The organism is Flavobacterium restrictum, from assembly GCF_007097245.1.
In the GTDB taxonomy this organism is placed as follows: Bacteria; Bacteroidota; Bacteroidia; order Flavobacteriales; family Flavobacteriaceae; genus Flavobacterium; species Flavobacterium restrictum.
This window is the reverse complement of sequence record NZ_VJZT01000007.1, coordinates 151,467-176,699: the sequence shown is the minus strand read 5'-3', so window position 1 is coordinate 176,699 and position 25,233 is coordinate 151,467. Positions and strand designations below refer to the sequence as shown.

Sequence of the window (25,233 nt, the reverse complement as noted above, 5' to 3'; positions counted from 1 at the left end):
TTCTACTAATTAAATAAAAACTACAAAATATTTAATCCTGATTTACTACTTTTAAAGTCTTAAATCAGTTTATGAAATATTTTGTAGTTTTCTTATTTTTAATGCTTTCAGCAACCGTAGTTTCTCAAGTTGCTACACCCTCAATAAAAATTTCTGGTACTATTGTCAATGACAATACCGGCTTTCCTTTATCCAACGCCAATGTAATTAACATCAATAAGGTAAAAGGAACCTCCACCGATGAAAAAGGAAATTTTGAAATCGAGGTTTCTCAAAGTGACACACTTCACATATCACTTATTGGTTTTCAATCCTTAAAAGTTAGGGTTACTAACGACTGGATTAAAAACAAAGTAACCAAAATACAACTCACCGAAAAAGCAATTGCGCTGGAAGAAGTTATAATAAGCCCTTTCTATCTAACAGGTTACATCGAAGTTGACTCCAAACTTATTCCTATAAAAGAAAACTTCAGGTATAGTATTTCCGGACTTAAACAAGGGTATGAAGCGGGAGAATTCTCGCCCAATGCGTTTGGAAAAGTAATGGGTTCTATTTTTAATCCTGCCGATATGCTTTATAATTTCTTTGGAAAAAAACCAAAAGAACTCAAGCGTTTGAAAGAATTAAAGAAGGACGAAACCGTCAGAAAAACATTAGAATCCAAATATGATAGGGAAATGATTGCTACTTTACTAGGTATTGACAAAAAAGAAATCCCAGAAATCCTACAACGCTGCAACTACTCGGAATCCTTTATTCAACTAGCAAATGACTTGCAAATCATGGATGCCATAAGCGGTTGTTATGAAGAATACAAGATTTTGAAGAAAAAATAAATAGTTTTTTGGCTCTAAAAAAGCAGTAAATTACCAATTCAAATCTGTCATTATACACTAATGGCAGATTTTTTTTGCCCAAAAAATATTTCCATCCAATAAATTAACGGTTGCAACTTTTATTTAAAATTAATTACAACTACTTTTGTAATCTAAACGGTAAGTTCTGAAACAATTTTTTATCATAGTACTTTCTTCCCTTATATTGTTGCCTTCTTTTGGCAGTTTATTCGTGTACACTGCCTTTAAAATAAATCAAGCCGAGATTGTAAAAACTATTTGTGTGAAACGAAAACTTGTTTACAACACTTGTAATGGTCGTTGTGAATTGCAAAAAAGCTTGACCAAGTTTGAGAATAATCAAAAAGAAATGCAAAACAACTTGAAGGAAAAATTCGAGTTGGTCTATATTCAAAACCTATTCACTACTGATTTTGCTCCCTTTCCAATTTTTGAAAAGAAGGATTCTAATTTTAGTTTTTTTACTCAAAAAACCAACTCGATAAGCCAATCCACTTTTCGACCGCCCGCCTCTTTTATATAACTTTAATTATTTTTCCTTTTTTGAAAGGAACTTTTCATTGCATTTACCAATGAAAAACGGTGTGTTGCTACAAAACACGCAGTATTAAATTATATAAAAAAAACAAAAGCATGAAAAACGCATTACATAAAGCTATCGCAATTCTTGCGGTAAGCGCACTCGTTATAAGCTGTTCCAAAGATGACAATGAAGTAATTACAGGAACAGGAAATCTTGGAATTGAATTCGATAACGCATTTGGAACCAATGATTTAATCCTAAATACTCAAGCCAATACGACTTCCAATAATGAAGTTTTGAAAATTAGCAATATAAAATACATCATCAGCAACATCGTTTTGACCAAAGAAGACGGAACAATTTTTACCTATCCCAAAAGCGAAAGTTACTTTATAATTGATGAAGCCGACCCAACAAGCGTGGTTGCCGAATTAGAAAACGTACCCGCAGGAAATTACACGAAAGTAAAATTTGGCATTGGTGTAGACCAAGCACAATGGGAATTAGGCGCAACAGGACAAGGCGATTTAGCCACTCGTGCACAAGCAGCAGGTATGTTGTGGAGCTGGTCTGCTGGATACAAATTTGTTGTTTTTGAAGGCACTTTTACATCCGCAACTGTGACTGATAGCACACCATTTATGGTGCATACAGGGCAAACTGCAACCGATTATAATTACACCGAAGTGACGCTTGATTTACCAACAAAAGCAATGGTTAGAACTACCATTTCGCCTGAAATTCATGTCGTTTCGGATGTGTCCAAAATCATAGATGGAACATATAAAATCAAACTTTCTGACAACAATATGGGTGGTATGGGAGCTATGATTATGGGTGGTACCAACCTGCCTTTGATTACAGCAAACCTCAACGGAATGTTTACTGTTGCTCACGTTCATAACGACTAAATAAAGTATAAAAGCGGTTTGTAATAACGAACCGCTTTTAAAAAAAAAGGAAACAAAAATGAAAACAAAACAACTATTGTTACTCATTTTGCCATTGTTCGTGAGTTGTTCCAATGATAGTGATGATACCTATCAAAATATTCCGTTGGAGTTTAAAGTACCTTCTAATTTTCCGCCACCAACGTACAATTTTGCTGCTAATCCTTTGACTGAAAAAGGATTTGAATTGGGCAAAAAATTATTTTATGACGGACGATTAGCATCAGACGGAATAGTTTCTTGCGGCTTTTGCCACGAACAAGCAAATGCTTTTACACATCACGGACATACTTTAAGTCATGGTGTTGGGAACGGAGTTGGGACTAGAAATACGCCTTCGATTCAAAATTTGGGGTATCAAACTAGTTTTATGTATGATGGTGCGACAACACATTTAGACTTACAACCCATCATTCCGTTTACTAATCCAGTTGAAATGAATGGTGATTTTACCAAAGCAATAACAATGATGAAAGCCGATGCTAGTTATCAAAAACTTTTTAAAATAGCTTTTGCAAATGGTCAAATCAATGCCGAAAACATGCTAAAAGCCTTGGGACAATTTATGGTCAGCATCACTTCCAGCAATTCTCGTTTTGACAAATACAGGCGGCATGAAACCGGCGGCACATTAACCGAAACCGAATTAAAGGGGTTTGCCGTTTTCAATGCAAAATGTACATCCTGTCATGCCACAGATTTAATGACCGACAATTCATTTAGAAACAACGGACTAGCCGTAAACCAAGCTATCAATGATGTGGGGAGATATAAAGTAACGCTTTTGGCTGTTGATAAATATGCGTTCAAAGTACCCAGTTTACGAAATATAGCCAAAACTGCTCCGTATATGCACGATGGTCGGTTTGGTACTTTGGAAGCAGTATTAAATCATTATGCTACTGGTGTTGAAAATTCGGCTACATTAGACCCTCTTTTAAAACAAAACCAAAAATTAGGTATTGCACTTTCTGAAACTGATAAAATACAACTTATTGCTTTTCTTGAAACAGTAACGGATACCGAGTATTTGACCAATAAACGCTTTTCTGAATATTAAAATTATGAAAAAAAATAGTATCTACCTCGCTCTTTTATGCACACAACTCTCCTTTGGTCATGCCAAAAAAGAACCCACAAACCGATTTTCGTTCCAAAAAATGGCTCTTGAACTCGAAGAGGATTGTGATGCCTGTGGCTGTTCGGCAAGTGGCGGCAGCATGGGATTTAGCTCTATGTTGAACAGTAATTTTGTTGGATTGCGGTATTTTAATCAAAGTTATTCCAGTCGTGATGGGATTTTTGCCAATTCGCCTTGGGTAAATGAAAATTTCAATACTATCCAAATTTGGAGTAAAATCCCCATTACCGAAAAACTCCAAATTTCAACCTTAATTCCCTATCAATTTCACAACAGAGAACGCAGTACAGGCACCGAAAATATTCAAGGATTAGGCGACATTACTGTAATGGGAATGTACTCGGTTTTTCAAACTCATAAAGACAGCACGGTATTCGTACATAAACTACAATTGGGAGGTGGTATCAAAATACCCACTGGAAAATTTGACGAAGCCAATAATTCTGGAAGCGTTAATAAAAGTTTCCAGGTGGGAACTGGCAGTTGGGATTATTTATTAGCTACTGAATATGTTATTAAAAAGAGCCAATTGGGTGTAAGCACAATGCTCAACTACACTTTGAAGACAAAAAACAAGAAACAATACCAATTTGGAAATCAATTCAATTACGGCAGTACTTTGTTTTATCTTTTTGATTTGCCTACTATAAAAATCGTTCCTCAAGCTGGAATTGCTGGCGAAATTTATAAAAGCAACAGCCAATATGGCGAGCAATTACCCGAAACCGCTGGAGATATTCTTTTTAGTAAATTTGGTTTAGAAATAGGCATCACTAATTTTTCGCTAGGCATAAATACGATGCTACCTATTAATCAGCATTTATCAAATTCAAAAATTGAAGCCAATTACCGTTGGAGCATCAATTTGAATTATAGTTTGTAGCCAATTGTATTTTAGGAGTGCTGGAAAGGATAAAAAAATTTTACTATTTCGGCATTTAATTCTATATTTACTACAAATAAATAGTAATCCACTTAAAAAAATAGCATGGCAAAAAGTCAAGACGCAAAGAAAACCGTTAAAAAAGAACCTTTGAAAACGGCAAAAGAAAAAAAAGAAGAGAAGAGAGACAAGAAAAATAGTCCTAAAAGAGACTAAAAGTTAGTGATCAGTATTCAGTTCTTTAGTAGTTCGCTTTTTAATTGAGAACTTTTTTTTAGACTGAATACTGATCACTTTTTTGAAAAATTGAACACTATTTTACGGGAATAGTAGCTAAAATTTCTAAAAGAAATTTCCAAAATTTTTGAGCCGAAGCGATACTGGCCCTTTCGTCAGGAGAATGCGCTCCGTGAATGGTTGGACCAAAGGAAATCATGTCCATATCAGGATAATTTGTTCCTAGAATACCGCATTCTAAACCGGCGTGACAAGCTACTACTTTTGGTTTTTCTTGATTTTGTTTTTCATAAATACCGACCAAAACATCTAGAATTTCCGAAGTTGCATTGGGTGTCCAACCTGGATACGAACCCGAAAATTCCACCTCGCACCCCATTAATTCAAATGCCGAACGCAAGGCGGTAGCCAAATCCAGTTTTGAACTCTCGACAGACGAACGTGTTAAACATTGCACCGAAAGTTGCCCCTCGCCTACTACCACTTTGGCTATATTATTAGAAGTTTCTACCAAATTATCAAAATCGGCACTCATGCTGTACACGCCATTATGTGCAGTATACAAGGCTCGGACAAAGTAAAATTGAGCAATCGATGGCATTACCGTTTGGGGAGTTACTTTCAATTTCTCAAAAACTACTTCTAGATTTGGCTCTGTTGTTTGGAATTCTGTTTTGATTTCGTTTACAATTTGTTGCATATCAAACACAAAAGCTTCGTCATATATGGCTGCAATAATCACTTTGGCAACGCTTTCTCTCGGGATAGCATTTCGTAAACTACCTCCATTTATAGTGGCAATTTGCAATCCAAAATTATCAAAACCATCAAACAAGAGGCGGTTCATAATCTTGTTTGCATTTCCTAAACCTTTGTGAATATCCATTCCAGAATGCCCACCTTTTAATCCTTTTACGGTAATTGCATACCCAACAGACCCTTCTGGCGTAGGCTCTTGGTCATATTCGGCAGTTGCCGTTACATCAATTCCGCCTGCACAACCAATATCGATTTCATCATCTTCCTCGGTGTCTAAATTCAATAAAATTTGCCCTTGTAAAACGCCACCTTTTAAGTTCAAAGCTCCCGTCATACCTGTTTCTTCGTCAATGGTAAACAAGGCTTCGATAGCGGGATGCGGGATAGTCGTACTTTCAAGAATTGCCATAATTGCGGCTACTCCAAGACCGTTATCAGCGCCAAGAGTAGTCCCTCGAGCACGTACCCAATCTCCATCTACATACATATCGATTCCTTGTGTTTCGAAATCAAAAACGGTATCAGCATTTTTTTGATGTACCATATCCAGGTGTCCTTGCAAAACCAATGCTTTACGGTTTTCCATTCCTGCTGTTGCGGGTTTTCGGATGATTACATTACGAATTTCATCTTCAAATGTTTCTAGTCCTAGGCTTTCACCAAAATTTTTCATGAAAGCAATTACCCGATCTTCTTTTTTGGAAGGACGAGGTACGGCATTCAAATCGGCAAATTTATTCCAAAGTGCTTTGGGTTCTAGGTTTCTTATTTCTTGACTCATTTCTATTTTCAGCGTTTAAATTATAACTCTTTTTTTAGGCAATTTAAAATGGGCAATGCCCAAGCATTAATGGATGAATATGACTTTCCTAAAATACCGTTTACGGCTCGAAACAGTAATTTAGCGGCTACATATTCTTCGGAATTATCGTAGATATAAACTCTATCTACAAAGGTGGCGGCAATACAACAATTGGAAATTGATTTAGTATAACGACTTATTATTTTTGTAATTGGCACATCATGACCACCTTCTAAAACCCTATAAGCAATGCGGCTAGCATTTATTGAAGGATGATTTGTCCCTACAAAAAAGAGACGTATAAAAAAACCTGCTGCTTTTGCTTGCTCCAAAAAATCAATTTTTTCTGTTGCAGAAAGAACTGTTTCAAAAATCAGACTTTCTCGATTTTCAAGACACTTTTCTCGACGTTCGGTTGCTAACTTTGCAGCTTTCAAAACTACTTCGGCATTATTCCAATCGCCTAATTCTTCTTGGGCAATATTATCTGGATTAATATATACGCAGCCAGCAATCCATTCGTGTTTTAAAATTTGAGAAGTAATAGACGTTTTACCAGAACCATTTGGCCCCGCAATTACGATGAGAATTGGTCTATTTTTGGTCATTTTTTATTTTATAAACTTTATGTTTTTCAAAAGCTTCATCAATTTGAAGTAATTGAAGTGCTTCCAATTTTTGAGAACTAATAGAGGCCCGTATTTTAACCTCTTTCAAAACATTTTCCATTAAATAGTGAAGTTCTTTCTCTGTTGGTTCTTTTTCTGAAAGTAAACTATATGTACTTTTCATTGTTTATGAATTTTATTGTGCAATTTACAAAAAACCAAGAATAACTTCATTGATTTTACTTATTTTTATATGCAAAATTCATCTCGTGCAACGTAAATACATTCTCCCAATATTTTTAATCCTACAAATTATAACCCTGAAAACCGTACGGTTTTTTCCCGAATATATTGAAGTTTTTTACAGCAACAGATTGTATCTTTTTCTTTCAAAAACGTTGAGGATTGTTTTAGGCAAAATTCCGTTTTCGGTAGGCGATTGTATTTATTTTATTTTGATTTTTTTGATTTTAAAATGGTTTTGGAACAAAAGAAAAACATGGAAATCGGAATGGAAAAATAACCTTTTAACCATTTTAAGTCTATTGTCGCTATTTTATTTTTTCTTTCATTTACTCTGGGCTTTAAATTATTATAGGGAACCGCTATTCGAAAAAATGAAAATAGAGAGAGACTACACCGACGCTGATTTATTGATTTTTACCCAAAAACTAATCGCCAAAACCAATGCTATCCAGAAACAACTTACTCAAAATGATAGCTTGAAAGTTACGTTCCCGTATTCGCAAGAAAAAGTGTTTGAACTGAACTTGAAGGGTTATAAAACCCTTGCTGCCGAGTATGCTTTTTTTAGTTATTCGCATTTGAGTGTCAAAAAATCACTTTTTAGTTTACCGCTAACGTATATGGGCTTTGGAGGGTATTTGAATCCGTTTACAAATGAAGCACAGGTCAATTATCTGGGGCCAATGTACAGTTTCCCCATGACGACCAATCATGAAATGGCGCATCAAATGGGGTTTGCGAGCGAAAGTGAATGCAACTTTATAGGTTTTCTAGCATCGGTGAAAAATGATGATTTGTATGTGCAATATTCTGGATACAGCTTGGCATTGCGGTATTGTTTGGGCAATTGGCAGGCACGAAATCCTAAAAAACTAAAAGAGTTACTGCAAACGGTTCATCCTGGGATTTTAAAAAATTACCAAGAAAGTACTGCTTTCTGGAACCAATACCAAACACCAATTGAGACCGCTTTTCATGTTTTTTACGATCATTTTCTAAAAGCAAACCAGCAAAAAGACGGTTTGGATAGTTATAGCAAATATGTGAATTTGATGGTGAATTATTATAAAAATCGGGCGTTTTGAGTTGGATATAGCAACATTTTTGAAACGTTTTTTATGAAAACTAGATTTTTGGAATAGCCCCGATGGAAACGGCATCCTTTTGAGCCAGGGTTTGGCTCAAAAGATAAAGTGTACAGCGGGACGACTGCTGATGGAATTCGTAAAAGTGGTGCTCCTGATAAAAAAACTTTTAACTTTGTAACAAAATCTTCTTTGGGATTACTAACGTATATATGACTAAAACTCTAGAACTTTCCTTTGTACAGCAATTGCAGACGAATCAGAATATCATCCACAAGATTTGTAGGTTGTATACTTCTGGGGAGGATGCGCACAAGGATTTGTTTCAGGAAATTACGATTCAGTTGTGGAAGGCGTTCCCAAAGTTTAGGGGGGATAGTAAATTTTCGACTTGGGCGTATCGCGTGGCACTGAATACCGCCATTACTTTGTACCGAAAAAACAAGCGATCGGTGGCTACTATTGCGTATGAATCGCGGCAACATTTTACTCAAGATATTGATTATAATTATGAAGAAGAGGAGCAATTGAAACTAATGTATCAAGCCGTTTATCAACTAAATGATATAGAAAAAGCCTTGGTTTTTATGTATCTCGAGGACAAAGATTATCATGAAATATCCGAAACATTAGGGATTAGCGGAGTGAATGCTCGGGTAAAAATGAATCGAATTAAGGGGAAATTAAAAAAAATATTAAATCCATTAGGAATATGAAAGAGCTGGATTTATTGAAGAAAGACTGGCAACGCAATGAAAATTCGTTTGAGCAAGTATCCGCAACTGATATCTACAAAATGATTCATAAAAAATCGTCTACGATTGTCAAAAGGATTTTGATTATTAGTATTTTGGAGGTGTTGTTGTGGACGGCTACCAGTATTATTTACAATACGGATGACTATTTAGCGCGACTTAAACACGATGAAATTATTTTTTTGTTTAAGGGGTTGACGTATTTTAATTATGGGGTAATATTGGTTTTTATATACTTGTTTTACAAAAATTACCAAGTGATTTCGACGACTGTTGCCACCAAACAGCTGATGAAAGACATTTTGAAAACTAGAAAAACGGTACAATATTATGTGTATTACAATTTGACAATGATTGTAATTAGTTTGATTATAGGTTTTATAATTGCATTTGCCTACAATCCCGATGTGAGTGTATTGCGAGTTAAAATTGCCTCAAACGGAAAAGCGATGGCTCTCACGATAGGGTTATTATTCTTGACAACTGTGGTGTTTTTTGCTGTTTTTTGGTTGTTTTATCGTTTGTTGTACGGTATTTTGTTGCGTAGATTGTATGCTAATTATAAGGAATTAAAGAAGATTGATTTGTAAAGCTGGACTGCAATTATAGTTGAAAGTATGCTGCTGAAACGGATTTTGTTGGGGTTCTACCGCGGATTTTTTTGTTTTACCGCTGATTCGCTAATTTCTTTTGAGATTTAAAGAATTTTGGGGTTGGGTTTACTGCTGATTTTTTTACCGCTGTTTCGCTAATTTCTTTTGAGATTTAAAGATTTTTTGGGTTGGGTTTACTGCTGATTTTTTGTTTTAACGCAGATTTTTTTGAGATTTAAAAACGTGTAGAAAATATAAAATTAGCAAATTAGGGGTAAAATGATACTACAAAATTATTGAATTCTATTTTAATATTCCCATTGTCGCAATCGGTTTAATTCCTCTTGGGCTTTGAGTTCCTCGGCAGGAATTACTTTTAGGAACGAGCAATGTTGCTCGATGGCATATTCTACTTTTTCGACAATTTGGTCTATCGTATCCGTGTCATAATCAATTTTAAGTGGCTCTTTGATGATGAAGGATTGTAGAATTCCTTTCTTTTTCATGCGCAATCCTTTCTTGTCAAACGAACGACGAAATCCATCAATTACAATAGGAACCACAATGGGTCTATGTTGCTGGATAATGTGCGCAGTTCCTTTGCGAACAGGTTTAAAAGACTTGGTTGTTCCTTGCGGAAAGGTGATTACCCAACCATCGTCAAGAGCGATTTTGATGTTTTCGGTGTCGTTTGGGTTCACGTCGCGTTTTTCGGTTACGTCTACCCCTTTGGCACGCCACGTTCGCTCCACAGTTATAGCACCTACATACGCAATTATTCTAGGTAACAAGCCCGCTTGCATGGTTTCCTTGGCGGCAACATAATAAATATTCATTTTGGGTTGCCAGAGATAACACACGTTTTTTATGGAATCCTCTCGACCGCTCAAACTGGCATTAAAAACATGAAACATAGCCACGACATCGGCAAAATAGGTTTGATGATTGGATATAAAAAGCACATTTTTATCGGGCAAATTCCTAATGATTTCCGATCCTTCGATTTGCAATTCATTAAAACCTCGATAGCGCCTATGCGTGATGCCCCCGAAGATTCGAATAAGCCATTTTTTTATAAAAATGATGTGACCAAAAGGATTTCTCTTTAACAATCCCATAATGCTTTTGTGTTTAAAGTTCACAAAGCTACAAAATTATTTTTTGAACTTAAAAATGGATTTTTTTAGTTTTTTATACAATGAAATAGCATTACTATTTAACTATAGCAAGAACTAATTTACAACGTTAGCACTTTACTTAAACTGACAAGAAAATCGCATAAATCATCCCAAAATCCCTTTCAATACTTCTTTCAACTCACTCAACACCATAGCTGTTGCGCCCCAAACTACGTGTTGCTCTATCTGGAATGCGGGCACTTGAATGGTGTTTGCATAGGAGGTATTCAACGTAACTTCTTGTAAAATACGGTCACTCATCAACAAGGTCAAAGGCAACTCGATAATGCCTGCAACTTCAACGGGATCGGGCGTGAATGCAATGGCGTGTTCACAAATTCCTAAAAAAGGGTAAACTACAAAATTGCTTGGAGGAATGTACACGGAAGTAAACGGTTTTAAAATGGTTACAGCTGCTGGCAAAACGCCAATTTCCTCGTGCGTTTCTCGCAAAGCCGTATTTTCAAAAAAAAGATCGGCGGATTCGTATTTCCCACCTGGAAAAGCAATTTGAGCAGAACGAACACCTTCATACGAATTCCGAAGAATTAACACCAAATGCGTTTGCTCGTTTTTAGGATACAAAAGCATTAAAACGGCCGCTTTTCGGGGATTTTTTTGGTTGATATCTAAATTTTCTAATGCGGCTGTGCGTTCTCTAGGTGCCAATTTTAAATGTGCTGCCTCGGCGGGAAGCGTCACATCTTTTATTTGTGGAACTAATGCCAAAAAATCTTGAAAATCCATAATCAAAGTCTATTTTTGTGATTCAGAAAACTATTGCGTTCTTTTTGAGTTGGCCTTTACGGTAAAAAATCCTGCACGAAGGTACAAAGTAAAACTGCGGTTCTAGTTGGTATAAAATCATTTTTTACTACCATATTGCCCTAATTTTATATAAAAATTTGTGCCGTTGTAACAAAAATTAAAATTCAATCGCAGCACCAAAAGAGTACTCAAAATTAAGGTATAAACAAAAGTCTAAAAAAAGATTCCCGTTTTCTATAAACGAATAAAATATTAAAAATGTACAGTAAAGCAGAAAATCAAAAACTAAAACAAGAATTTTGGGTCGCATTTGCCGAAAAACACCCAAGAAAATGGGTCTTGTATGATACTAAAATAAAGGATTTTTCATTTAAATTCTTTGTCGAAAATACCAAAGCGCAAGTTTTAATTGACATCGAACATCGAAGCAAAGAGACCAGACACCAGTATTATGAAAATCTTTTGGCACTCAAAAACATATTGGAAACCGAGTTTGTTTCTGATTTGGTTTTCGAGAAAGAGTACACATTAGAAAATGGCAAAACCATAAGCCGCATTTGGGTCGAAAAACGAAATGTAAGCGTGAGTAATCGCCAGTATTGGAATGAAATTTTTGATTTCTTTTTCGAAAAAATGAATGCTTTGGAGTTGTTTTATTTTGAATACGATGACTTTATAAAAAATATAGCAAAACCAGCATAACACAATAGTTGTTTTTCTTACAAAGTTCAATTAAATTTTTATATTTGATAAACTTCTATCTTCAAATGAAAAAAATACATCTAGTCCTACTTTTAAGTTTTTTTATAAAATCTTATTCCCAAACTGATTATACCGCTGTCTACAACAACGATACCTTTATCAACAAAGGAGTTGCTCTTTATGATGACGAAAAGTACAATGAAGCACTGCTTGAATTTGACAAAATCAAAACTATTGACCCAAAATACCTGCAAGCACAATATGAGAAAGCCCTAACTTTATCGGCATTAGCTCAAAAAGAAGCGTTAAAAGCATTGTTCGAAAAGCTGTATCAAAGCAATAAAATGCCTGAATTCCCCACTTTATACACGCTGTATGGGAGTTATTTGAGCGATGAAAAAGACTATGATTTGGCTGAAAAAATATTCACAGAAGGCCAAAAATACCTTTCGAATTCCTCCAATCACTTGTACAATCTCGCAATTTTATACGTCTGGAAAGAGCAACCACAAAAAGCAGTCGATTTATTAGAAAAAATTATTACCAATAATCCAAATCATGCTTCCTCGCATTATTTATTGGGAATTATTGCGCTAGAAAACGGCAAAATTACCGAGGGAACTTTGGCCTTGATGAGTTACCTAGTAATTGCCCCAAATGGTAGGAATGCCGAAAAAGCAATTTTGAGATTGAATGCTAAATTTGCACAAAATTATTTGACCCAAAACAAATTAGTTTTCTCAAAATCAGGAGATAACTTTGAAGAAATCGAAACCATTCTCCGCAATCAACTTCCTTTAAACCCGGCATATAAAGTAAAATCAACAATTGATGATGTTGTTATTAGACAGGTTCAAGCGGTGGTCGAATACGCATCGGAGCATAAAATAGGAGACGGTTTTTTTGAAACTACTTACATCCCGTGGGTAAAAAACCTGAACGACAACAACCAATTTGAACCCTTTAGCTATTATATGCTATCGGCAATGGAAGCTAAATTAGGCAAGCAACTTACGGCACAAAAGAAAAAAGTAACGGACTTTAATGACCACTATTTATTGAAAGATTTTTGGTCTTTTTATGCAAAGAGGACGTTAAACCTATTTGGAACACCAGAGGAAGTTATTGTGATTTTAAAAAATAGAAATCCCTATTTAATTGGCAAGCAAATAAATGGTTTGAAGGAAGGTCAATACCAATACTTGGACGAAAACGGTAATTTAAGTGGTATCTTGAATTTCAAAAACGATCTTTTGGATGGTGTACAAAAATACTACAACCCAAAAGGAAATCTCACCGAGGAAAAATCATTTACTAACGGCAAATTAGAAGGTACTCGAACCGCATATTATGAAAATGGAAACGTCAGCGTAATCGAAAATTACAAGAATGATGCCCTAAACGGCAACAGTGCCTCGTACTATCCCAACGGAGGAAAACAATGCGAAATCAATTTTACCAATGGAGAACGCGACGGAATACTCACTTGCTTGTACGAAAACGGAAGCCCCAAATTGAGTATGGTGTACGCGATGGGCAAAGTCAACGGCCCGTATGTAAGCCATAACGAAGTGGGCGATATCAAAGAAAGTTCCGTGTATAAAAACGACTTGAACGAAGGCGATTATGTGGAATATTACGATGGTAAAATCAAGAAAGCAACCGCTAATTATAGCAATGGTAAAATTCAGGGATCATACAAAACTTATTTTACCTCTTCCGCTTTGGAAAAAGAAAACAGCTACGAAGCAGGAAAATTAAAAACAATAACCAACTATTTTCCTAACGGTGTCAAAGCAAATGAATCCTTGCATAATGACAAAGAAGAGGTGGAAACCTACAGCTATTATGATACTAGTGGCAATACCTATTTTGAAGAAAAATACAAATCAGGCGACTTGAAATCAGGGTTGCAATATTCGAATAAAAAGGAACAGCCAGTTGCTATAAACTTGACCAAGAACACCTTTGAAATGAGGAATTTTAAAGACAATATTCTGGTTACAGGCTCTTTCGAAAAAGGAAAAAAAAGCCAACAATGGAATTATTTTTACGCATCAGGATTGCCAAAAATGACCGAGTTTTATGTTCAAGGAAAAGAGCAGGGTCTCGATACGGAATATTACAAAAACGGATTGGTAAGCAGCATCAAAAACTATACAAATGATACTCTAAATGGCGTTTATGAAGGATATGAAAACGGAATACTCGATGAAGTGTATGCCTATGAAAATGGAAAACAAAACGGCCCATACCACTCTTTTTACGCTGATGGAACGCTAAAAACCGAAGGCTTTTTTACAAATAACGAACTTAATTATGACAAAATAACCTATCGTCAAAACGGAACTATCGCTCGCAAAGAACGCTATATCAATAATTTTCAAACGGCGTTGACAACCTATACTTTGAAAGAAGAAATCGAAAACAGTATTGATTATAAAAATAAAACGGGTAAATTCAATTATACGTTCTACAATGGAACTATCAGTCAGGAATATGAAATGGTCAACGGGAAATTGAATGAAAAATTCACCGTCAAAGACCAACTAAATACCCCAATTATTACCTCGGAATACGCTAACGGAATGTTGACTAATAACTACAAATCCTTCAGCCCACTAGGAACTTTATATTTTGAAACTACCTATTATTGCGGTCGAATAAACGGCAAATATACCCAAAATGATTTAGTTGGAAATTTAAGACTGACTGATGAAAACACCTTTGGAGAAGAGAACGGAAAAACGATTCGGTACTACCAAAACAAAGTCAAAATGTCCGAATACAATCAATTAAACGGTGTTTTGCAAGGCGAATTATTCTATTACAATCAAAAGGGAGAAGCCATTTTAGCCATTGGATATACGAACAATGCCCCAATTTATTTTACTAGAATGAGTAAATCTGGTCTTTTGGACGATAAAATAATAATCGATAACGAAACCGCCGATATCACTTCAAACTATCCAAATGGCAAAGTGGCTTTGCAAATGCAATTGGTAAAAGGGAATTATGAAGGGAAATTTAGTATCCATTCTGGCGAGGGAAAACCTGAATTTGAATGTGTGTACCTGAACAATTTATTGCATGGAGAGCGAATTGAATATTATGTAACTGGTGGTATTTATAAAAAAGAGAATTTTATAAAAAACAACTTCGAAGGCCCACAAGAATACTTTAAACCCGACGGAAAAGCATGGTTAACCGCCAATTATAAAAATGATGAATTCCACGGAAACACATTAATTTACAGCGAAGGAAAACTAATACTAACCAAAAAATATGATTCGAATGAATTGGTTGCCATCATCAAATAACTACTTATTTTGCATTGCTTTTTTGAGTTTTGGCTGCATTGGCCAAGCTCAAAACTCGCTTCAGGAATACAAAACAGCCTATCCTAATTTTAATGAACTCGTGCTCAATGATGCTCAAAATTATACGATTTCTATTAAAGACAAAAAGCTAAAAATCATTCAAGACAACCAGTATGAATCGATGATTTTGTCCGAAAATGGTATTCAAAACAATCAGGAATCATTCTCCTATTCGGAATTAGTAAAACTCAATTCCTACGATGCCTATACGGTCATCAATGACAATGGTAAAGAACGAAAAATAAAAGTCACCCAAACCACAGAGAAGCAAGCCCAAGAAAGCTCCGTTTTTTATAACGACATCAAAGAGCGACAACTTACATTCCCTAATCTGGAGGCTGGTGCCAAAAAAGTGTACCACTATCAAACCGAATATATCGATCCATACTTGTTGCATCAGTTCATTTTTGGAAGTAATTTTCCTGTGATCAATTCGAGTTTAGAGATCAAAACCGATAAAGAAATTAACATTGGTTACACAATTTTTAACGACCCAAAAAACACGATTGCTTTTTCTAAAACAGAAAAAAAAGGAAAATGGATTTACAAATGGACGTTGAATAACATTAAACCTGTAAAATACGAAAGTAATTCGCCCGGATATTTGTACCTAATTCCCACCTTAAGCATTTTTATCAAGGACTATACCGTAGACGGAAAAACAATTCCAGTTCTGGGCACGGAACAAAACCTTTTTGATTATTACAAAGGTTTTGTCAAGAATTTGAATGAAAAAGAAGATCCCGATTTAAAAGCATTGACATTGGATATCACCAAAAATCAAACGAATGACGTCGATAAAATCAAGAGTATTTTTTATTGGGTAAAAGACAATATCAAATACATTGCTTTTGAAAATGGCTACGAAGGTTTCATTCCCAGGGAAGCTAGTTTTGTTTATAAACGAAAATTTGGCGATTGTAAGGACATGGCGAGCATCATTTCGGGCATGGCAAAATACGCCAATATTCCCAATACCACTATCGCCTGGATTGGCACTCGAAGCATTCCTTATACGTATGCCGAGTTGCCTACGCCGTCCGTAGACAATCACATGATTGCCATTTTTAAAAGCGGTGAAGAATACCTGTTTTTGGACGCCACCGATAAAGAAACCCGATACGGCATCCCAACTGCTTTTATACAAGGAAAAGAGGCGATGTTTAACAACAACGGAGCTTACAAAATAATCCCTGTTCCCGTAGTTCCCGCCGAAAAAAATGAAATCAAAGAAGTTGTAAAACTAGCCATTGACAAAACCAAATTAGTAGGCTCCGGCACAATGGAACTCTCTGGTTACAACCGCAGCCATACGCTGTCGAGAATAGGTGACGCCTCAAATAAAACCCGTTTTGAAATGATTAAAAGCTTGGTTTTAAAGGGGAACAACAAGTTTAACCTCAAAGAATTCAAAGAAGAAAACATCACCGAAAGAGAAAAACCATACGCTATAGCCTTTACTTTCGATTTGGATAATTACATCATAAAAGTTGACAAAGAGATTTATATCAATCTTTTTTTAGACAAAATCTATGATAAATTGACCATCGAAAAAGACCGAATCTCGAAATTTCAATTTGAATTTTTAACCTTAAATACCATTCAATACGAACTCGAAATTCCTAAAAATTACACCGTAAAATACCTTCCAAAAAATTGTAGTATAGACAATGCTTTACTCAAAGCGGATCTTATTTATACGCTAAAAGACACTAAATTGCAATTGAATATCAGCATCAGTCAGAAAAAATTATTGCTCGACACGACGGATTTTGAACTTTGGAACGAAACCATCAAAAAACTAAAAACAAACTATACCGAAACCTTAATTTTATTAGAAAAATAATGAAAAAAAATAGCCTAAAACTCCTTTTTATTTTTGTTACACTCCTCAACAGCAGCGTATTTTTTGCGCAAGAGTTTGATTATACCTTCAAGAATTATGATTGGAGTGAAAAACCTACAACAACCGAAATTCCAGAGCAATACAAGAATGAAAAAGAAGTCATTCTAGACCGAATCATAAAAATAGAAGTTTCGGTTGTGGGCAAAAGCGCCAAACAATACCGCTTGTTGCACGAAAAAATATACATCAATTCAGACGATGCCATCGAAAGAAACAATAAAATTTACATCCCATTTAGCAAAAATGAAATTGTAATTACTAATAAAGCACGGGTAATCCTCAAAAGTGGCAAAATTATTACGCTAGACAAAAATGACATTAAAGAAGAAACCGATGAGGAAAAAGGAGTAAAATTCAACTATTTTGCGGTAAACGGACTTGAAAAAGGAGCGATTATCGAAAAGTTTTATATTCTGGAAGAAAACCCCGATTTAAATGGTAAAACATACAAAATGCAAGACGAATATCCCATTGCCAACTTGAATTTTGAGTTAATTTATCCTGAACATTTGATTTTTAAAACCAAAAATTACAATGGTTTGAGCGAACCAACCATCGATACCAAAAAATTTGATAAAAAAGCAGTGCTTACCATTTCCGAAAAAAATATTGCTGCGCTTAATGACGATGAACAATATTCGAATTGGGATGTAAAACTAAAATTATTTCGTTATAAGTTAGACGGAAACACCATTAGTGGTGCTAATAATTTATTCAATTTCAAAGAGTTTGCAACCAATGTTTACGAACGTATCAATCCCGTTTTAGACAAAAAACAACAAAAAGCAATTGATGATTTTTGTAAAACAATTCCAAAAGCAACTGATCCACAAGAACAAATTTGGAATATTGAAAACAAACTAAAAAAGACAATTGCGTACGGGAAATATATCGATTCCAAAGAATCCTTGACGGATGTTATCACGACCAAACAGGCAAGTGAAAGTGATTTGCTAAAATTATATTTGGCTATTTTCAAGAATTTTAAAATAGAAAACAACGTTGTTTTTACTTCCAGTAGGTACAAAATTCCTTTCGACAAAGATTTTGAAAGTTATGAAAACCTAGATGATTTACTCATTTATTTTCCTAATATCAAAAAGTATTTAACCCCAACCGAGATTGAATACCGCATACCGCTAATTCCAGTGCGACTGGCCAATAATTATGGTTTGTTTGTAAAAGAAAAAATATTTTCGGGAGTTGCCATGGCGATTAGCGAAGTAAATTTCATCGAAATTCCGGGTACCGAAATCACTCATGACATCATGGATATTACCGTTGATTTTACAAAAGATATCGAAAATCCACTCGTAACTAGCACCATTGCCTTTGGTGGGTATTCTGGTTTGAATTTTCAACCCATCAAAGATTTTGCATCGGCAGAGCAATACCAAACTGTATTAAAAAACATAGCCGAAAATTACACCGTTCAAACCGAATACAAAACATTGACCACCGAAAATGATGGCACTGAATTTATAGGTAAAAAACCATTTGTATTGAAAGTTACTTTTGAGGGCAAGGATTTGATGCAAAAAGCGGGCGATACCTATTTGTTTTCGGTGGGACAAACCATAGGAAGACAAATGGAATTTTACCAAGAAAATAAAAGAACACTTCCTGTTGAGATTGATTATCCCCATTTCTACACCCGAAAAATCAAAATTCTACTCCCAAAAGGAGCGTCAATCAAGAATTTAGATCAATTCAATATGGATTTCAAAACCCAAGTAAATGGTAAAACAGAAGCCGCTTTCAAGAGTAAATTTACCAAAAACAACGACGAAGTTACAGTTGAAAACACAGAGTTCTACAACATTATCAATTATCCATTAGCCAACTTTGAGGAATACAAAGCGGTTATCAACGCCGCCGCTGATTTTAATAAAATTGTGATTATAGTTACTAAATAAAAAATGACTAAACCACGATGTGCTGAAAGTTAATGTATTGAGTTTGACAGCATGGCATTCGCTTTTAAAAAGACTGCCACAGATTCACAGATTTCAATAACTTAAAAGGAATTAAATTGACACTGATTTTTGAATTTGTGCAATCAAAAAGCATTATTTTAGTTTTAAAATCTGTGAATCGAACGAGAGTGAACAAGCGAAGCAATCAGTGGTGTATTTTCTTTTTTTATTTACAATTGTTTTAAAAGCGAACGCCCTGTTTGAAAGACTGAAAGTCAAGTTTAATTTTAACTCCAAATGGTTATTAATTTGTGGAATTTGGGATTAAAAACTTTTTTAGAAGCTGAAAGCAAAATGTAGTTTTAAACTATTTATGAAACCAATAAAGCCCAACTAATGTTGGGCTTTATTGGTTTTTATTTAGTGCTGCATCAAAATAGGGCATTCACATTTAAGTCCTAAAAATTAGTACTTCAAAAAATTTGGCCGCTGATGACATAGATTTAACAGATTAGCACGGATTTTTTGTTTAATGTGTCAAAAATGAATTAAAAAAATGAATTAAAATCGGTGCAAAATCCGTTTTAACCGTTAAATCTGTGGCTAACTCTTTTAAAAGTGTATGCCTGCTTCTTGACAATTTTTTTCACTTAAATGATACGGTATCACATATTAAAAATGTTATACACAATTATTTTCCTATCGTAATTAAGATACAACTGCTTCCTATTATCTTGTTTTTTTCGGGTAATAAACGAAAGTGTACAATCATCTCCGATAATATCTTTGCAAACGAACGAATAAATAATGTCCGTATCCGTCTCTACAATATCTTGGTAGGCTACAATTTCAAAAAGTTGCACAATTTGCGAATAAATTACGATTCTGTTTTTATTGGTATCTAAAGAAACAACAATATTAACTAAATCTAAATCAGACCATTGCCCCCATTTTCCTTTTTCATTTTTTTCTAAAACACTCAATCCCGAAGTGGTGAATTTATAGGATTGGCAATACCCTTGTTGCGAAATAAAACACAAAAAAAGAATTACAATACTTTTATGAAGATGGGTCATGGTTAAAAAATTAAAATTTAATGTGTTGCAAAGCTGTTTTTGCCGTTTCAAACTCGGCAATCATGGCTTCAATAATTGCAGCAGCAGGTTGAATATCGTGAATCAATCCCGCTATTTGTCCTATTTCTAATTCACCTTCGATTAAATCGCCTTCAAACATTCCTCTTTTGGCTCTAGCTTTTCCTAGTAAATGAGTCAAATCGTCTTTGGTGGGACATTTTTCGTATAGATCCTGAACATCCTGATAAAACTTATTTTTTATCAATCGGACAGGCGTCAATTCCTTCAAAGTCAATTTGGTATCGCCTTCGTTTACATTTAGAATTAATTGCTTAAAATCGGCATGCGCCGATGATTCCAGTGACGCTACAAAACGGCTTCCTACTTGAACGCCATCTGCACCAAGTGCCATTGCGGCTAGCATTCCGCCTCCGGTTGCAATTCCACCAGCTGCTATAAGGGGAATTTTTATTTTTTCTTTCACCATTGGAATCAATGTAAAAGTGGTCGTTTCATCCCGACCATTGTGCCCGCCTGCTTCAAAACCTTCGGCAACTATAGCATCTACGCCTGCTTCTTGTGCTTTTAATGCAAAAGCGGTGCTGCTAACCACATGCACAACCGTAATGTCTTTTTCTTTCAAAAAAGAAGTCCAAATTTTAGGGTTTCCAGCCGCAGTAAAAACAATTTTCACGTCTTCTTCTACAATAATTGTCATTATTTCCTCTAAATTGGGATAAAGCATAGGGACGTTTACACCAAATGGTTTTTGGGTAGCTTGCTTGCATTTTCGAATGTGCGTTCTCAAAACATCAGGATACATCGAACCAGCGCCTATTAAACCCAATCCGCCAGCGTTGCTAACGGCACTGGCTAATTTATAGCCGCTGTTCCAAATCATTCCTGCCTGAATAATAGGGTATTTTATGCCAAAAAGTGAAGTGATACTATTCATTGTAACGAGGATTCTATTGCTTGATGATTTTTCCTGTAGCGGTAAAGGTTGCGCCTTTTAATTGGTACAAATACATCCCACTAGTTACTGCTTTTAATGAAATTACAGTGTTAGAAACGACTTCTTTTTCGAAAATTTTTTGTCCCAAAATAGTGTAAATAGTCAACATCCCCGAAAGTGATTCCTGCGGAAAAACAATCGAAATAGCGTCACTCGTAGGATTGGGATAAAGCATCAAATCCTTTTTAGAATAATTTACAACTGCCAATTGACCATTGGCCAAAGCGAGGCTAAAATCTGGAATTCCGTAACCATATTGAGTCGTTGGATTCGAATATTTATCAGCTGATTGTAATAGGAGTTGACGCATTTCTTGATTGCTTTTGGTAGGATTCGCTTGCCACAAACAAGCCAACATTCCAGCAATAATTGGGCATGAAAACGAAGTACCACTCGCTGTAACAATAGCTCCAAATTCATCTGAAAGTACGGTTCCTAGTCCTTGCGCCATAACATCAGGCTTTATTCGCTGATCGTAACTTGGTCCTATGGAACTAAAATACGCTCTCGTTTTGCTGGCATTAACAGCACCTACTGTAAGTACAGATACCGCATCGGCAGGAGCCGAAATATGGGGTTCCACTTCGTTTCCTTCATTTCCAGCGGAGGCCACAACAAGCATTCCTCTACTAAAAGCAATTTCGGCAGCACGCGAAATAAAAGTGGTGGTTCCATTCATATCGGCATAAGTGTAATCATAGGCGGGATTGGTGTGTTTATTCGAATATCCCAAAGAGGTCGTTATAATGTCTACACCCAAACTATCCGCTGTTTCGGCAGCTTCGGCCCAATACGATTCTTCTACAGGACTTTCTTGTGAATTATCTTCGGTGACAAATAAATAATAAGTGGCATCAGGAGCCGTTCCTACCAAAGCATTTTCGGTATAACCGCCCATTGTAGAAAGCACCGATGTACCATGAGAATCGCCCGTATAAAAATTAGCATCCCTCAAAACATAGTTGTACCCGCCCAAAATTTGGTTGTTATCGCGCAAGCGGGCAAAAGGTTGCACGGTATTCACGCCAGGGAAACCAGCATCAAGAACTGCAATTATTTTTCCTGAACCCGTATAATTTTGCTGGTGCAAAACATCACCGTTGAGCATGTGGATTTGGTTTTGAGAAGTTCCATATCCATAATCAACTTTGGTTTCTAGTTTCTTGTTTATGGTGGAAGTTTTATAGTTTTTTGCTTTTTTCCCAGTACTATTAAGGCTTCTATCGGCAAAATCAATTTTATCTACAAAGGCAAAATCAAGCAATAAGGTGATGTCGCTACTCGTTCCTTGAACATGAATAGCGTTCAGCCATTTCGATTTTGCTTTGTAAGTGATGCCCGCAGCAGCTTTAATTTGATCAACATACTCCATTGCAATAGGAATATCCTTGGTGTCCAAAGCTATATTTTGATTGCTTCTTCTATCTAGAGCTCTTTGCGTTAGCATCAATAATGGCGTTTCTAAATAAGTTGTTGCATTAGGTTTATCCTTAAAATAAACCCAAGCATCTTCCACTTGAGCTGACACAAATACGGAACTAAAGACAAACAATAACAGGTATATGCTTTTCATAGAATTGAATTTTGAAGCTAAATTAATGATTTAAAACGAGTTTAAAAAGCCGAAAAAAAAGTGGGCTGAATGGTATTAGAAATGCGAAATCCTATTTCAATTCGGATACATGAATTAGCAAGATTGATAGCACTGTTATTTTCTTGAACAAAAATGCCTTTTCATCAAAACCAACTTACGAAATTACTCCAGAACCAAGCAACTCATTACCAGCATACCAAGCAACGAATTGCCCCTCGGTAATAGCGGATTGCGGTTCCTCAAAAGCAATGTACATGCCATTTTCAAACTGATGTAACGTAGCGATTTGTAAAGGTTGGCGGTATCTAATTCGTGCTTTGACAGGCATCGATTCACCATTGGCCAAAGCCAAATCTGTACGCACCCAATGCACCTCGGAGGCGGCTACAAACAATCCTTTCCTAAACAATCCCGGATGCTGGCTGCTTAAACCTGTATAAATGGTATTGGTCACTACATCCGTTGCAATAATAAACAAGGGATCAATAGTTCCTCCTACATTCAAACCTTTGCGCTGCCCAATAGTAAAATAATGTGCCCCTTGGTGTTTGCCTACAATTTTGCCCATTTGGGGAGTATAGGATATTTTTTTGGCGTTCAATAGTAGTATTTCTTGATCAGAAAGTCCTTCGGTAGGAACGGAATTATAGACGGGATTAGTGGCGTCAATTTGAATAATTACACCTTCTTTGGGTTGCAATTTTTGTTGCAAAAATTCAGGCAATCGTACTTTTCCAATAAAGCATAATCCTTGCGAATCCTTTTTCTCGGCAGTGACTAATTCCATTTGAGTGGCTATTTTGCGCACTTCGGGTTTGGTTAATTCGCCAATAGGAAACAAGGATTTAGCCAATTGCTCTTGCGATAATTGACATAAAAAATAGGATTGATCTTTATTCGTATCGACCCCTGCCTGGAGTTGGTAAACGGTTTTGCCGCCAACTTCGATTTCGCTTTTTTGACAATAATGTCCCGTTGCCACATAATCGGCACCAAGACTTAAGGCAATTTGCATAAAAACATCAAATTTTATTTCGCGATTGCAAAGTACATCCGGGTTTGGAGTACGTCCTTTTTCGTATTCGTTGAACATATAGTCCACGATTTTTTCTTTATATTGGTCGCTTAAATCTACCGTTTGAAAAGGAATCCCTAACTTTTCGGCAACTAATAACGCATCATTACTATCTTCAAGCCAAGGACATTCGTTAGAAATAGTAACCGAATCATCATGCCAATTTTTCATAAAAAGACCAATAACTTCATACCCTTGTTGTTGCAATAAATAAGCTGCAACACTAGAATCAACACCACCCGAAAGTCCAACTACAACACGCTTCATCTTCACTAAAAATTATAATTTACAGGCGACAAAGTTACAAAGATTTACCATAGGAAAACAGCAGAAAAAAAGGAGGATTTGATTTTAATAATTTAAGTATTTGCTTTTAAAATCTGGAACCAAATTTCTGGGGTATCCACTAAATATCGCAATTTGATTAGCCATGCTTCCAAAGCATGACTAGAAACGAGGGCAAACAAAAGAAGATAAATACAAAACCTTGCGATTGCGAGGTTATTTGCTGTTAATCTTGATAATGCCCATAGAGAGAAATGACAACAATTTGTTCTTCTTCCACTTTATAAATAATGCGGTGTTCTTGATTTATTCTTCTAGACCAATAACCACTATAATTGGCTTTTAAAGGTTCGGGTTGTCCTATTCCTTCAAAAGGAGTTTTGCAAGCGTTCTCTAAAAGGTTGTAATTTTTTTTAACGTTTTTAATATCGTTTTTCATCCACCAACCCAAGTCTTGCTATGCTTTTGGCATAAAAACCAAATTACGCATTAATCATGGCTTTAAGTTCGGCTAGATTAAGCGGTGTAGGCATAACCTTTTTACTTTCGTAATCTTCAATACCTTTTAAAATAGCGGTATTGGTAATTTCATTAGGAGCAATAGCCTTAATTTTCTTTATAAAAGAAATAGATTTAAAAAACTCTTCGGCAAATGCCATTTTATTTTCTGGTATATCCAAAATATATTTCATTTTTTCTTTATTTTTTAGTTGTAAATTTTGTTTTCAAAACAGTTGCTGCTGCAAATTAAATTTAAAAATAAAAGCATCTAAAAACTATTTAACAAGTAGTTTTTTAGGCAATTTAGTTTTTCAACTTTCTCAAACTGTAATAAGAGTTCGGTACTTGAAAATTGTATTTAGATCTATTTTGATAATTCCGTTATTCCAAATAAT

At 35.5% G+C, this 25,233-nt stretch carries 23 protein-coding genes; 12 read left to right on the top strand and 11 right to left on the bottom strand.

The genetic code is table 11. From position 1 onward, the window contains the following. Positions 1 to 71 precede the first annotated feature (71 nt). From FNW21_RS08805 to FNW21_RS08785, 5 genes are all read left to right on the top strand, one after another. The gene (locus FNW21_RS08805; protein WP_144256370.1) at positions 72 to 839 is read left to right on the top strand and encodes a carboxypeptidase-like regulatory domain-containing protein; all 768 of its coding nucleotides are present in this window, start codon (positions 72 to 74) and stop codon (positions 837 to 839) included. Positions 840 to 1,122: 283 nt separating this feature from the next. Then, a complete protein-coding gene (locus FNW21_RS08800) occupies positions 1,123 to 1,383 on the top strand; it encodes a hypothetical protein (RefSeq protein ID WP_235889611.1) in 261 nt (86 codons plus the stop codon). 110 nt (positions 1,384 to 1,493) lie between these two features. Next, complete coding sequence (locus tag FNW21_RS08795; RefSeq protein ID WP_144256368.1) at positions 1,494 to 2,294, top strand: MbnP family protein; 801 nt, start codon at positions 1,494 to 1,496, stop codon at positions 2,292 to 2,294. 58 nt (positions 2,295 to 2,352) lie between these two features. Then, entirely contained in the window at positions 2,353 to 3,393 is a 1,041-nt protein-coding gene (locus tag FNW21_RS08790; RefSeq protein ID WP_144256367.1) for a cytochrome-c peroxidase, read from the top strand. A 4-nt stretch (positions 3,394 to 3,397) separates the two neighbouring features. Continuing rightward, positions 3,398 to 4,357: a transporter gene (locus FNW21_RS08785; protein WP_144256366.1), complete on the top strand. Its 960-nt coding sequence runs from the start codon at positions 3,398 to 3,400 to the stop codon at positions 4,355 to 4,357. A gap of 313 nt (positions 4,358 to 4,670) precedes the next feature. Here FNW21_RS08785 and FNW21_RS08775 read toward each other — a convergent pair whose 3' ends face one another. Genes FNW21_RS08775 through FNW21_RS08765 form a run of 3 tightly spaced genes read right to left on the bottom strand, consistent with a single transcriptional unit; the run spans position 4,671 to position 6,947 of the window. Then, positions 4,671 to 6,134: an aminoacyl-histidine dipeptidase gene (locus FNW21_RS08775; RefSeq protein ID WP_144256365.1), complete on the bottom strand. Its 1,464-nt coding sequence runs from the start codon at positions 6,132 to 6,134 to the stop codon at positions 4,671 to 4,673. A gap of 20 nt (positions 6,135 to 6,154) precedes the next feature. Further along, positions 6,155 to 6,763: a zeta toxin family protein gene (locus FNW21_RS08770; protein ID WP_144256364.1), complete on the bottom strand. Its 609-nt coding sequence runs from the start codon at positions 6,761 to 6,763 to the stop codon at positions 6,155 to 6,157. After that, positions 6,750 to 6,947: a hypothetical protein gene (locus FNW21_RS08765; protein WP_144256363.1), complete on the bottom strand. Its 198-nt coding sequence runs from the start codon at positions 6,945 to 6,947 to the stop codon at positions 6,750 to 6,752. The genes FNW21_RS08770 and FNW21_RS08765 overlap by 14 nt, the downstream gene beginning before the upstream one ends. An 85-nt stretch (positions 6,948 to 7,032) precedes the next feature. Between FNW21_RS08765 and FNW21_RS08760 the strand changes: the two genes are divergently transcribed. The 3 genes from FNW21_RS08760 (at position 7,033) to FNW21_RS08750 (ending at position 9,439) form a co-directional block, all read left to right on the top strand. Then, the gene (locus FNW21_RS08760) at positions 7,033 to 8,094 is read left to right on the top strand and encodes a DUF3810 domain-containing protein (RefSeq protein WP_144256362.1); all 1,062 of its coding nucleotides are present in this window, start codon (positions 7,033 to 7,035) and stop codon (positions 8,092 to 8,094) included. A gap of 212 nt (positions 8,095 to 8,306) precedes the next feature. Next, on the top strand, positions 8,307 to 8,810 hold the full coding sequence (locus tag FNW21_RS08755) for an RNA polymerase sigma factor (protein WP_144256361.1): 504 nt from the start codon (positions 8,307 to 8,309) through the stop codon (positions 8,808 to 8,810). Beyond that, positions 8,807 to 9,439 carry a hypothetical protein gene (locus FNW21_RS08750; RefSeq protein WP_144256360.1) on the top strand — a complete coding sequence of 211 codons (633 nt, stop codon included), beginning with the start codon at positions 8,807 to 8,809 and terminating at the stop codon, positions 9,437 to 9,439. Before FNW21_RS08755 ends, FNW21_RS08750 begins: the two co-directional genes overlap by 4 nt. A 311-nt stretch (positions 9,440 to 9,750) precedes the next feature. On the opposite strand, the gene FNW21_RS08745 is transcribed toward FNW21_RS08750, so the two are convergent. Together FNW21_RS08745 and FNW21_RS08740 are read right to left on the bottom strand one after the other, a co-directional pair. Then, positions 9,751 to 10,560 (bottom strand): lysophospholipid acyltransferase family protein, encoded by an 810-nt coding sequence (locus tag FNW21_RS08745; RefSeq protein ID WP_144256359.1) that lies wholly within the window; start codon positions 10,558 to 10,560, stop codon positions 9,751 to 9,753. Positions 10,561 to 10,725: 165 nt separating this feature from the next. After that, positions 10,726 to 11,367 carry an NUDIX hydrolase gene (locus FNW21_RS08740; RefSeq protein WP_144256358.1) on the bottom strand — a complete coding sequence of 214 codons (642 nt, stop codon included), beginning with the start codon at positions 11,365 to 11,367 and terminating at the stop codon, positions 10,726 to 10,728. Positions 11,368 to 11,646: 279 nt separating this feature from the next. Between FNW21_RS08740 and FNW21_RS08735 the strand changes: the two genes are divergently transcribed. The 4 genes from FNW21_RS08735 (at position 11,647) to FNW21_RS08720 (ending at position 19,292) form a co-directional block, all read left to right on the top strand. Beyond that, positions 11,647 to 12,090, top strand: a complete 444-nt coding sequence (locus FNW21_RS08735) for a DUF4268 domain-containing protein (RefSeq protein WP_144256357.1) — start codon at positions 11,647 to 11,649, stop codon at positions 12,088 to 12,090. A gap of 65 nt (positions 12,091 to 12,155) precedes the next feature. Further along, a complete protein-coding gene (locus tag FNW21_RS08730; RefSeq protein ID WP_144256356.1) occupies positions 12,156 to 15,410 on the top strand; it encodes a toxin-antitoxin system YwqK family antitoxin in 3,255 nt (1,084 codons plus the stop codon). Beyond that, positions 15,385 to 17,316: a DUF3857 domain-containing transglutaminase family protein gene (locus FNW21_RS08725; RefSeq protein ID WP_185963908.1), complete on the top strand. Its 1,932-nt coding sequence runs from the start codon at positions 15,385 to 15,387 to the stop codon at positions 17,314 to 17,316. Before FNW21_RS08730 ends, FNW21_RS08725 begins: the two co-directional genes overlap by 26 nt. Continuing rightward, a complete protein-coding gene (locus tag FNW21_RS08720) occupies positions 17,316 to 19,292 on the top strand; it encodes a DUF3857 domain-containing protein (protein ID WP_144256354.1) in 1,977 nt (658 codons plus the stop codon). The genes FNW21_RS08725 and FNW21_RS08720 overlap by 1 nt, the downstream gene beginning before the upstream one ends. Positions 19,293 to 19,957: 665 nt before the next feature. On the opposite strand, the gene FNW21_RS08715 is transcribed toward FNW21_RS08720, so the two are convergent. From FNW21_RS08715 to FNW21_RS08690, 6 genes are all read right to left on the bottom strand, one after another. Next, positions 19,958 to 20,368 carry a hypothetical protein gene (locus tag FNW21_RS08715; protein ID WP_144256353.1) on the bottom strand — a complete coding sequence of 137 codons (411 nt, stop codon included), beginning with the start codon at positions 20,366 to 20,368 and terminating at the stop codon, positions 19,958 to 19,960. Positions 20,369 to 20,378: 10 nt separating this feature from the next. Then, complete coding sequence (locus FNW21_RS08710) at positions 20,379 to 21,323, bottom strand: NAD(P)H-dependent flavin oxidoreductase (protein WP_144256352.1); 945 nt, start codon at positions 21,321 to 21,323, stop codon at positions 20,379 to 20,381. 13 nt (positions 21,324 to 21,336) lie between these two features. After that, complete coding sequence (locus tag FNW21_RS08705) at positions 21,337 to 22,956, bottom strand: S8 family serine peptidase (protein ID WP_144256351.1); 1,620 nt, start codon at positions 22,954 to 22,956, stop codon at positions 21,337 to 21,339. 175 nt (positions 22,957 to 23,131) lie between these two features. Beyond that, complete coding sequence (mnmA, locus tag FNW21_RS08700; protein WP_144256350.1) at positions 23,132 to 24,319, bottom strand: tRNA 2-thiouridine(34) synthase MnmA; 1,188 nt, start codon at positions 24,317 to 24,319, stop codon at positions 23,132 to 23,134. Between the two features lie 244 nt (positions 24,320 to 24,563). Then, positions 24,564 to 24,788, bottom strand: coding sequence for a Txe/YoeB family addiction module toxin (locus tag FNW21_RS08695; RefSeq protein WP_262710622.1), 225 nt, complete (start codon positions 24,786 to 24,788; stop codon positions 24,564 to 24,566). Positions 24,789 to 24,819: 31 nt separating this feature from the next. Continuing rightward, a complete protein-coding gene (locus FNW21_RS08690; protein WP_144256348.1) occupies positions 24,820 to 25,029 on the bottom strand; it encodes a hypothetical protein in 210 nt (69 codons plus the stop codon). Positions 25,030 to 25,233: the final 204 nt, after the last annotated feature.

What these genes read in the sequence shown, in the direction of transcription:
- FNW21_RS08765 (WP_144256363.1), bottom strand. Translation starts at nt 6,947, where the DNA reads ATGAAAAGTACATATAGTTTACTTTCAGAAAAAGAACCAACAGAGAAA.
- FNW21_RS08720 (WP_144256354.1), top strand. Translation starts at nt 17,316, where the DNA reads ATGAAAAAAAATAGCCTAAAACTCCTTTTTATTTTTGTTACACTCCTC.
- FNW21_RS08750 (WP_144256360.1), top strand. Translation starts at nt 8,807, where the DNA reads ATGAAAGAGCTGGATTTATTGAAGAAAGACTGGCAACGCAATGAAAAT.
- mnmA (WP_144256350.1), bottom strand. Translation starts at nt 24,319, where the DNA reads ATGAAGCGTGTTGTAGTTGGACTTTCGGGTGGTGTTGATTCTAGTGTT.
- FNW21_RS08690 (WP_144256348.1), bottom strand. Translation starts at nt 25,029, where the DNA reads ATGAAATATATTTTGGATATACCAGAAAATAAAATGGCATTTGCCGAA.
- FNW21_RS08775 (WP_144256365.1), bottom strand. Translation starts at nt 6,134, where the DNA reads ATGAGTCAAGAAATAAGAAACCTAGAACCCAAAGCACTTTGGAATAAA.
- FNW21_RS08710 (WP_144256352.1), bottom strand. Translation starts at nt 21,323, where the DNA reads ATGAATAGTATCACTTCACTTTTTGGCATAAAATACCCTATTATTCAG.
- FNW21_RS08745 (WP_144256359.1), bottom strand. Translation starts at nt 10,560, where the DNA reads ATGGGATTGTTAAAGAGAAATCCTTTTGGTCACATCATTTTTATAAAA.
- FNW21_RS08735 (WP_144256357.1), top strand. Translation starts at nt 11,647, where the DNA reads ATGTACAGTAAAGCAGAAAATCAAAAACTAAAACAAGAATTTTGGGTC.
- FNW21_RS08790 (WP_144256367.1), top strand. Translation starts at nt 2,353, where the DNA reads ATGAAAACAAAACAACTATTGTTACTCATTTTGCCATTGTTCGTGAGT.
- FNW21_RS08805 (WP_144256370.1), top strand. Translation starts at nt 72, where the DNA reads ATGAAATATTTTGTAGTTTTCTTATTTTTAATGCTTTCAGCAACCGTA.
- FNW21_RS08725 (WP_185963908.1), top strand. Translation starts at nt 15,385, where the DNA reads ATGAATTGGTTGCCATCATCAAATAACTACTTATTTTGCATTGCTTTT.
- FNW21_RS08715 (WP_144256353.1), bottom strand. Translation starts at nt 20,368, where the DNA reads ATGACCCATCTTCATAAAAGTATTGTAATTCTTTTTTTGTGTTTTATT.
- FNW21_RS08740 (WP_144256358.1), bottom strand. Translation starts at nt 11,367, where the DNA reads ATGGATTTTCAAGATTTTTTGGCATTAGTTCCACAAATAAAAGATGTG.
- FNW21_RS08770 (WP_144256364.1), bottom strand. Translation starts at nt 6,763, where the DNA reads ATGACCAAAAATAGACCAATTCTCATCGTAATTGCGGGGCCAAATGGT.
- FNW21_RS08785 (WP_144256366.1), top strand. Translation starts at nt 3,398, where the DNA reads ATGAAAAAAAATAGTATCTACCTCGCTCTTTTATGCACACAACTCTCC.
- FNW21_RS08795 (WP_144256368.1), top strand. Translation starts at nt 1,494, where the DNA reads ATGAAAAACGCATTACATAAAGCTATCGCAATTCTTGCGGTAAGCGCA.
- FNW21_RS08730 (WP_144256356.1), top strand. Translation starts at nt 12,156, where the DNA reads ATGAAAAAAATACATCTAGTCCTACTTTTAAGTTTTTTTATAAAATCT.
- FNW21_RS08705 (WP_144256351.1), bottom strand. Translation starts at nt 22,956, where the DNA reads ATGAAAAGCATATACCTGTTATTGTTTGTCTTTAGTTCCGTATTTGTG.
- FNW21_RS08755 (WP_144256361.1), top strand. Translation starts at nt 8,307, where the DNA reads ATGACTAAAACTCTAGAACTTTCCTTTGTACAGCAATTGCAGACGAAT.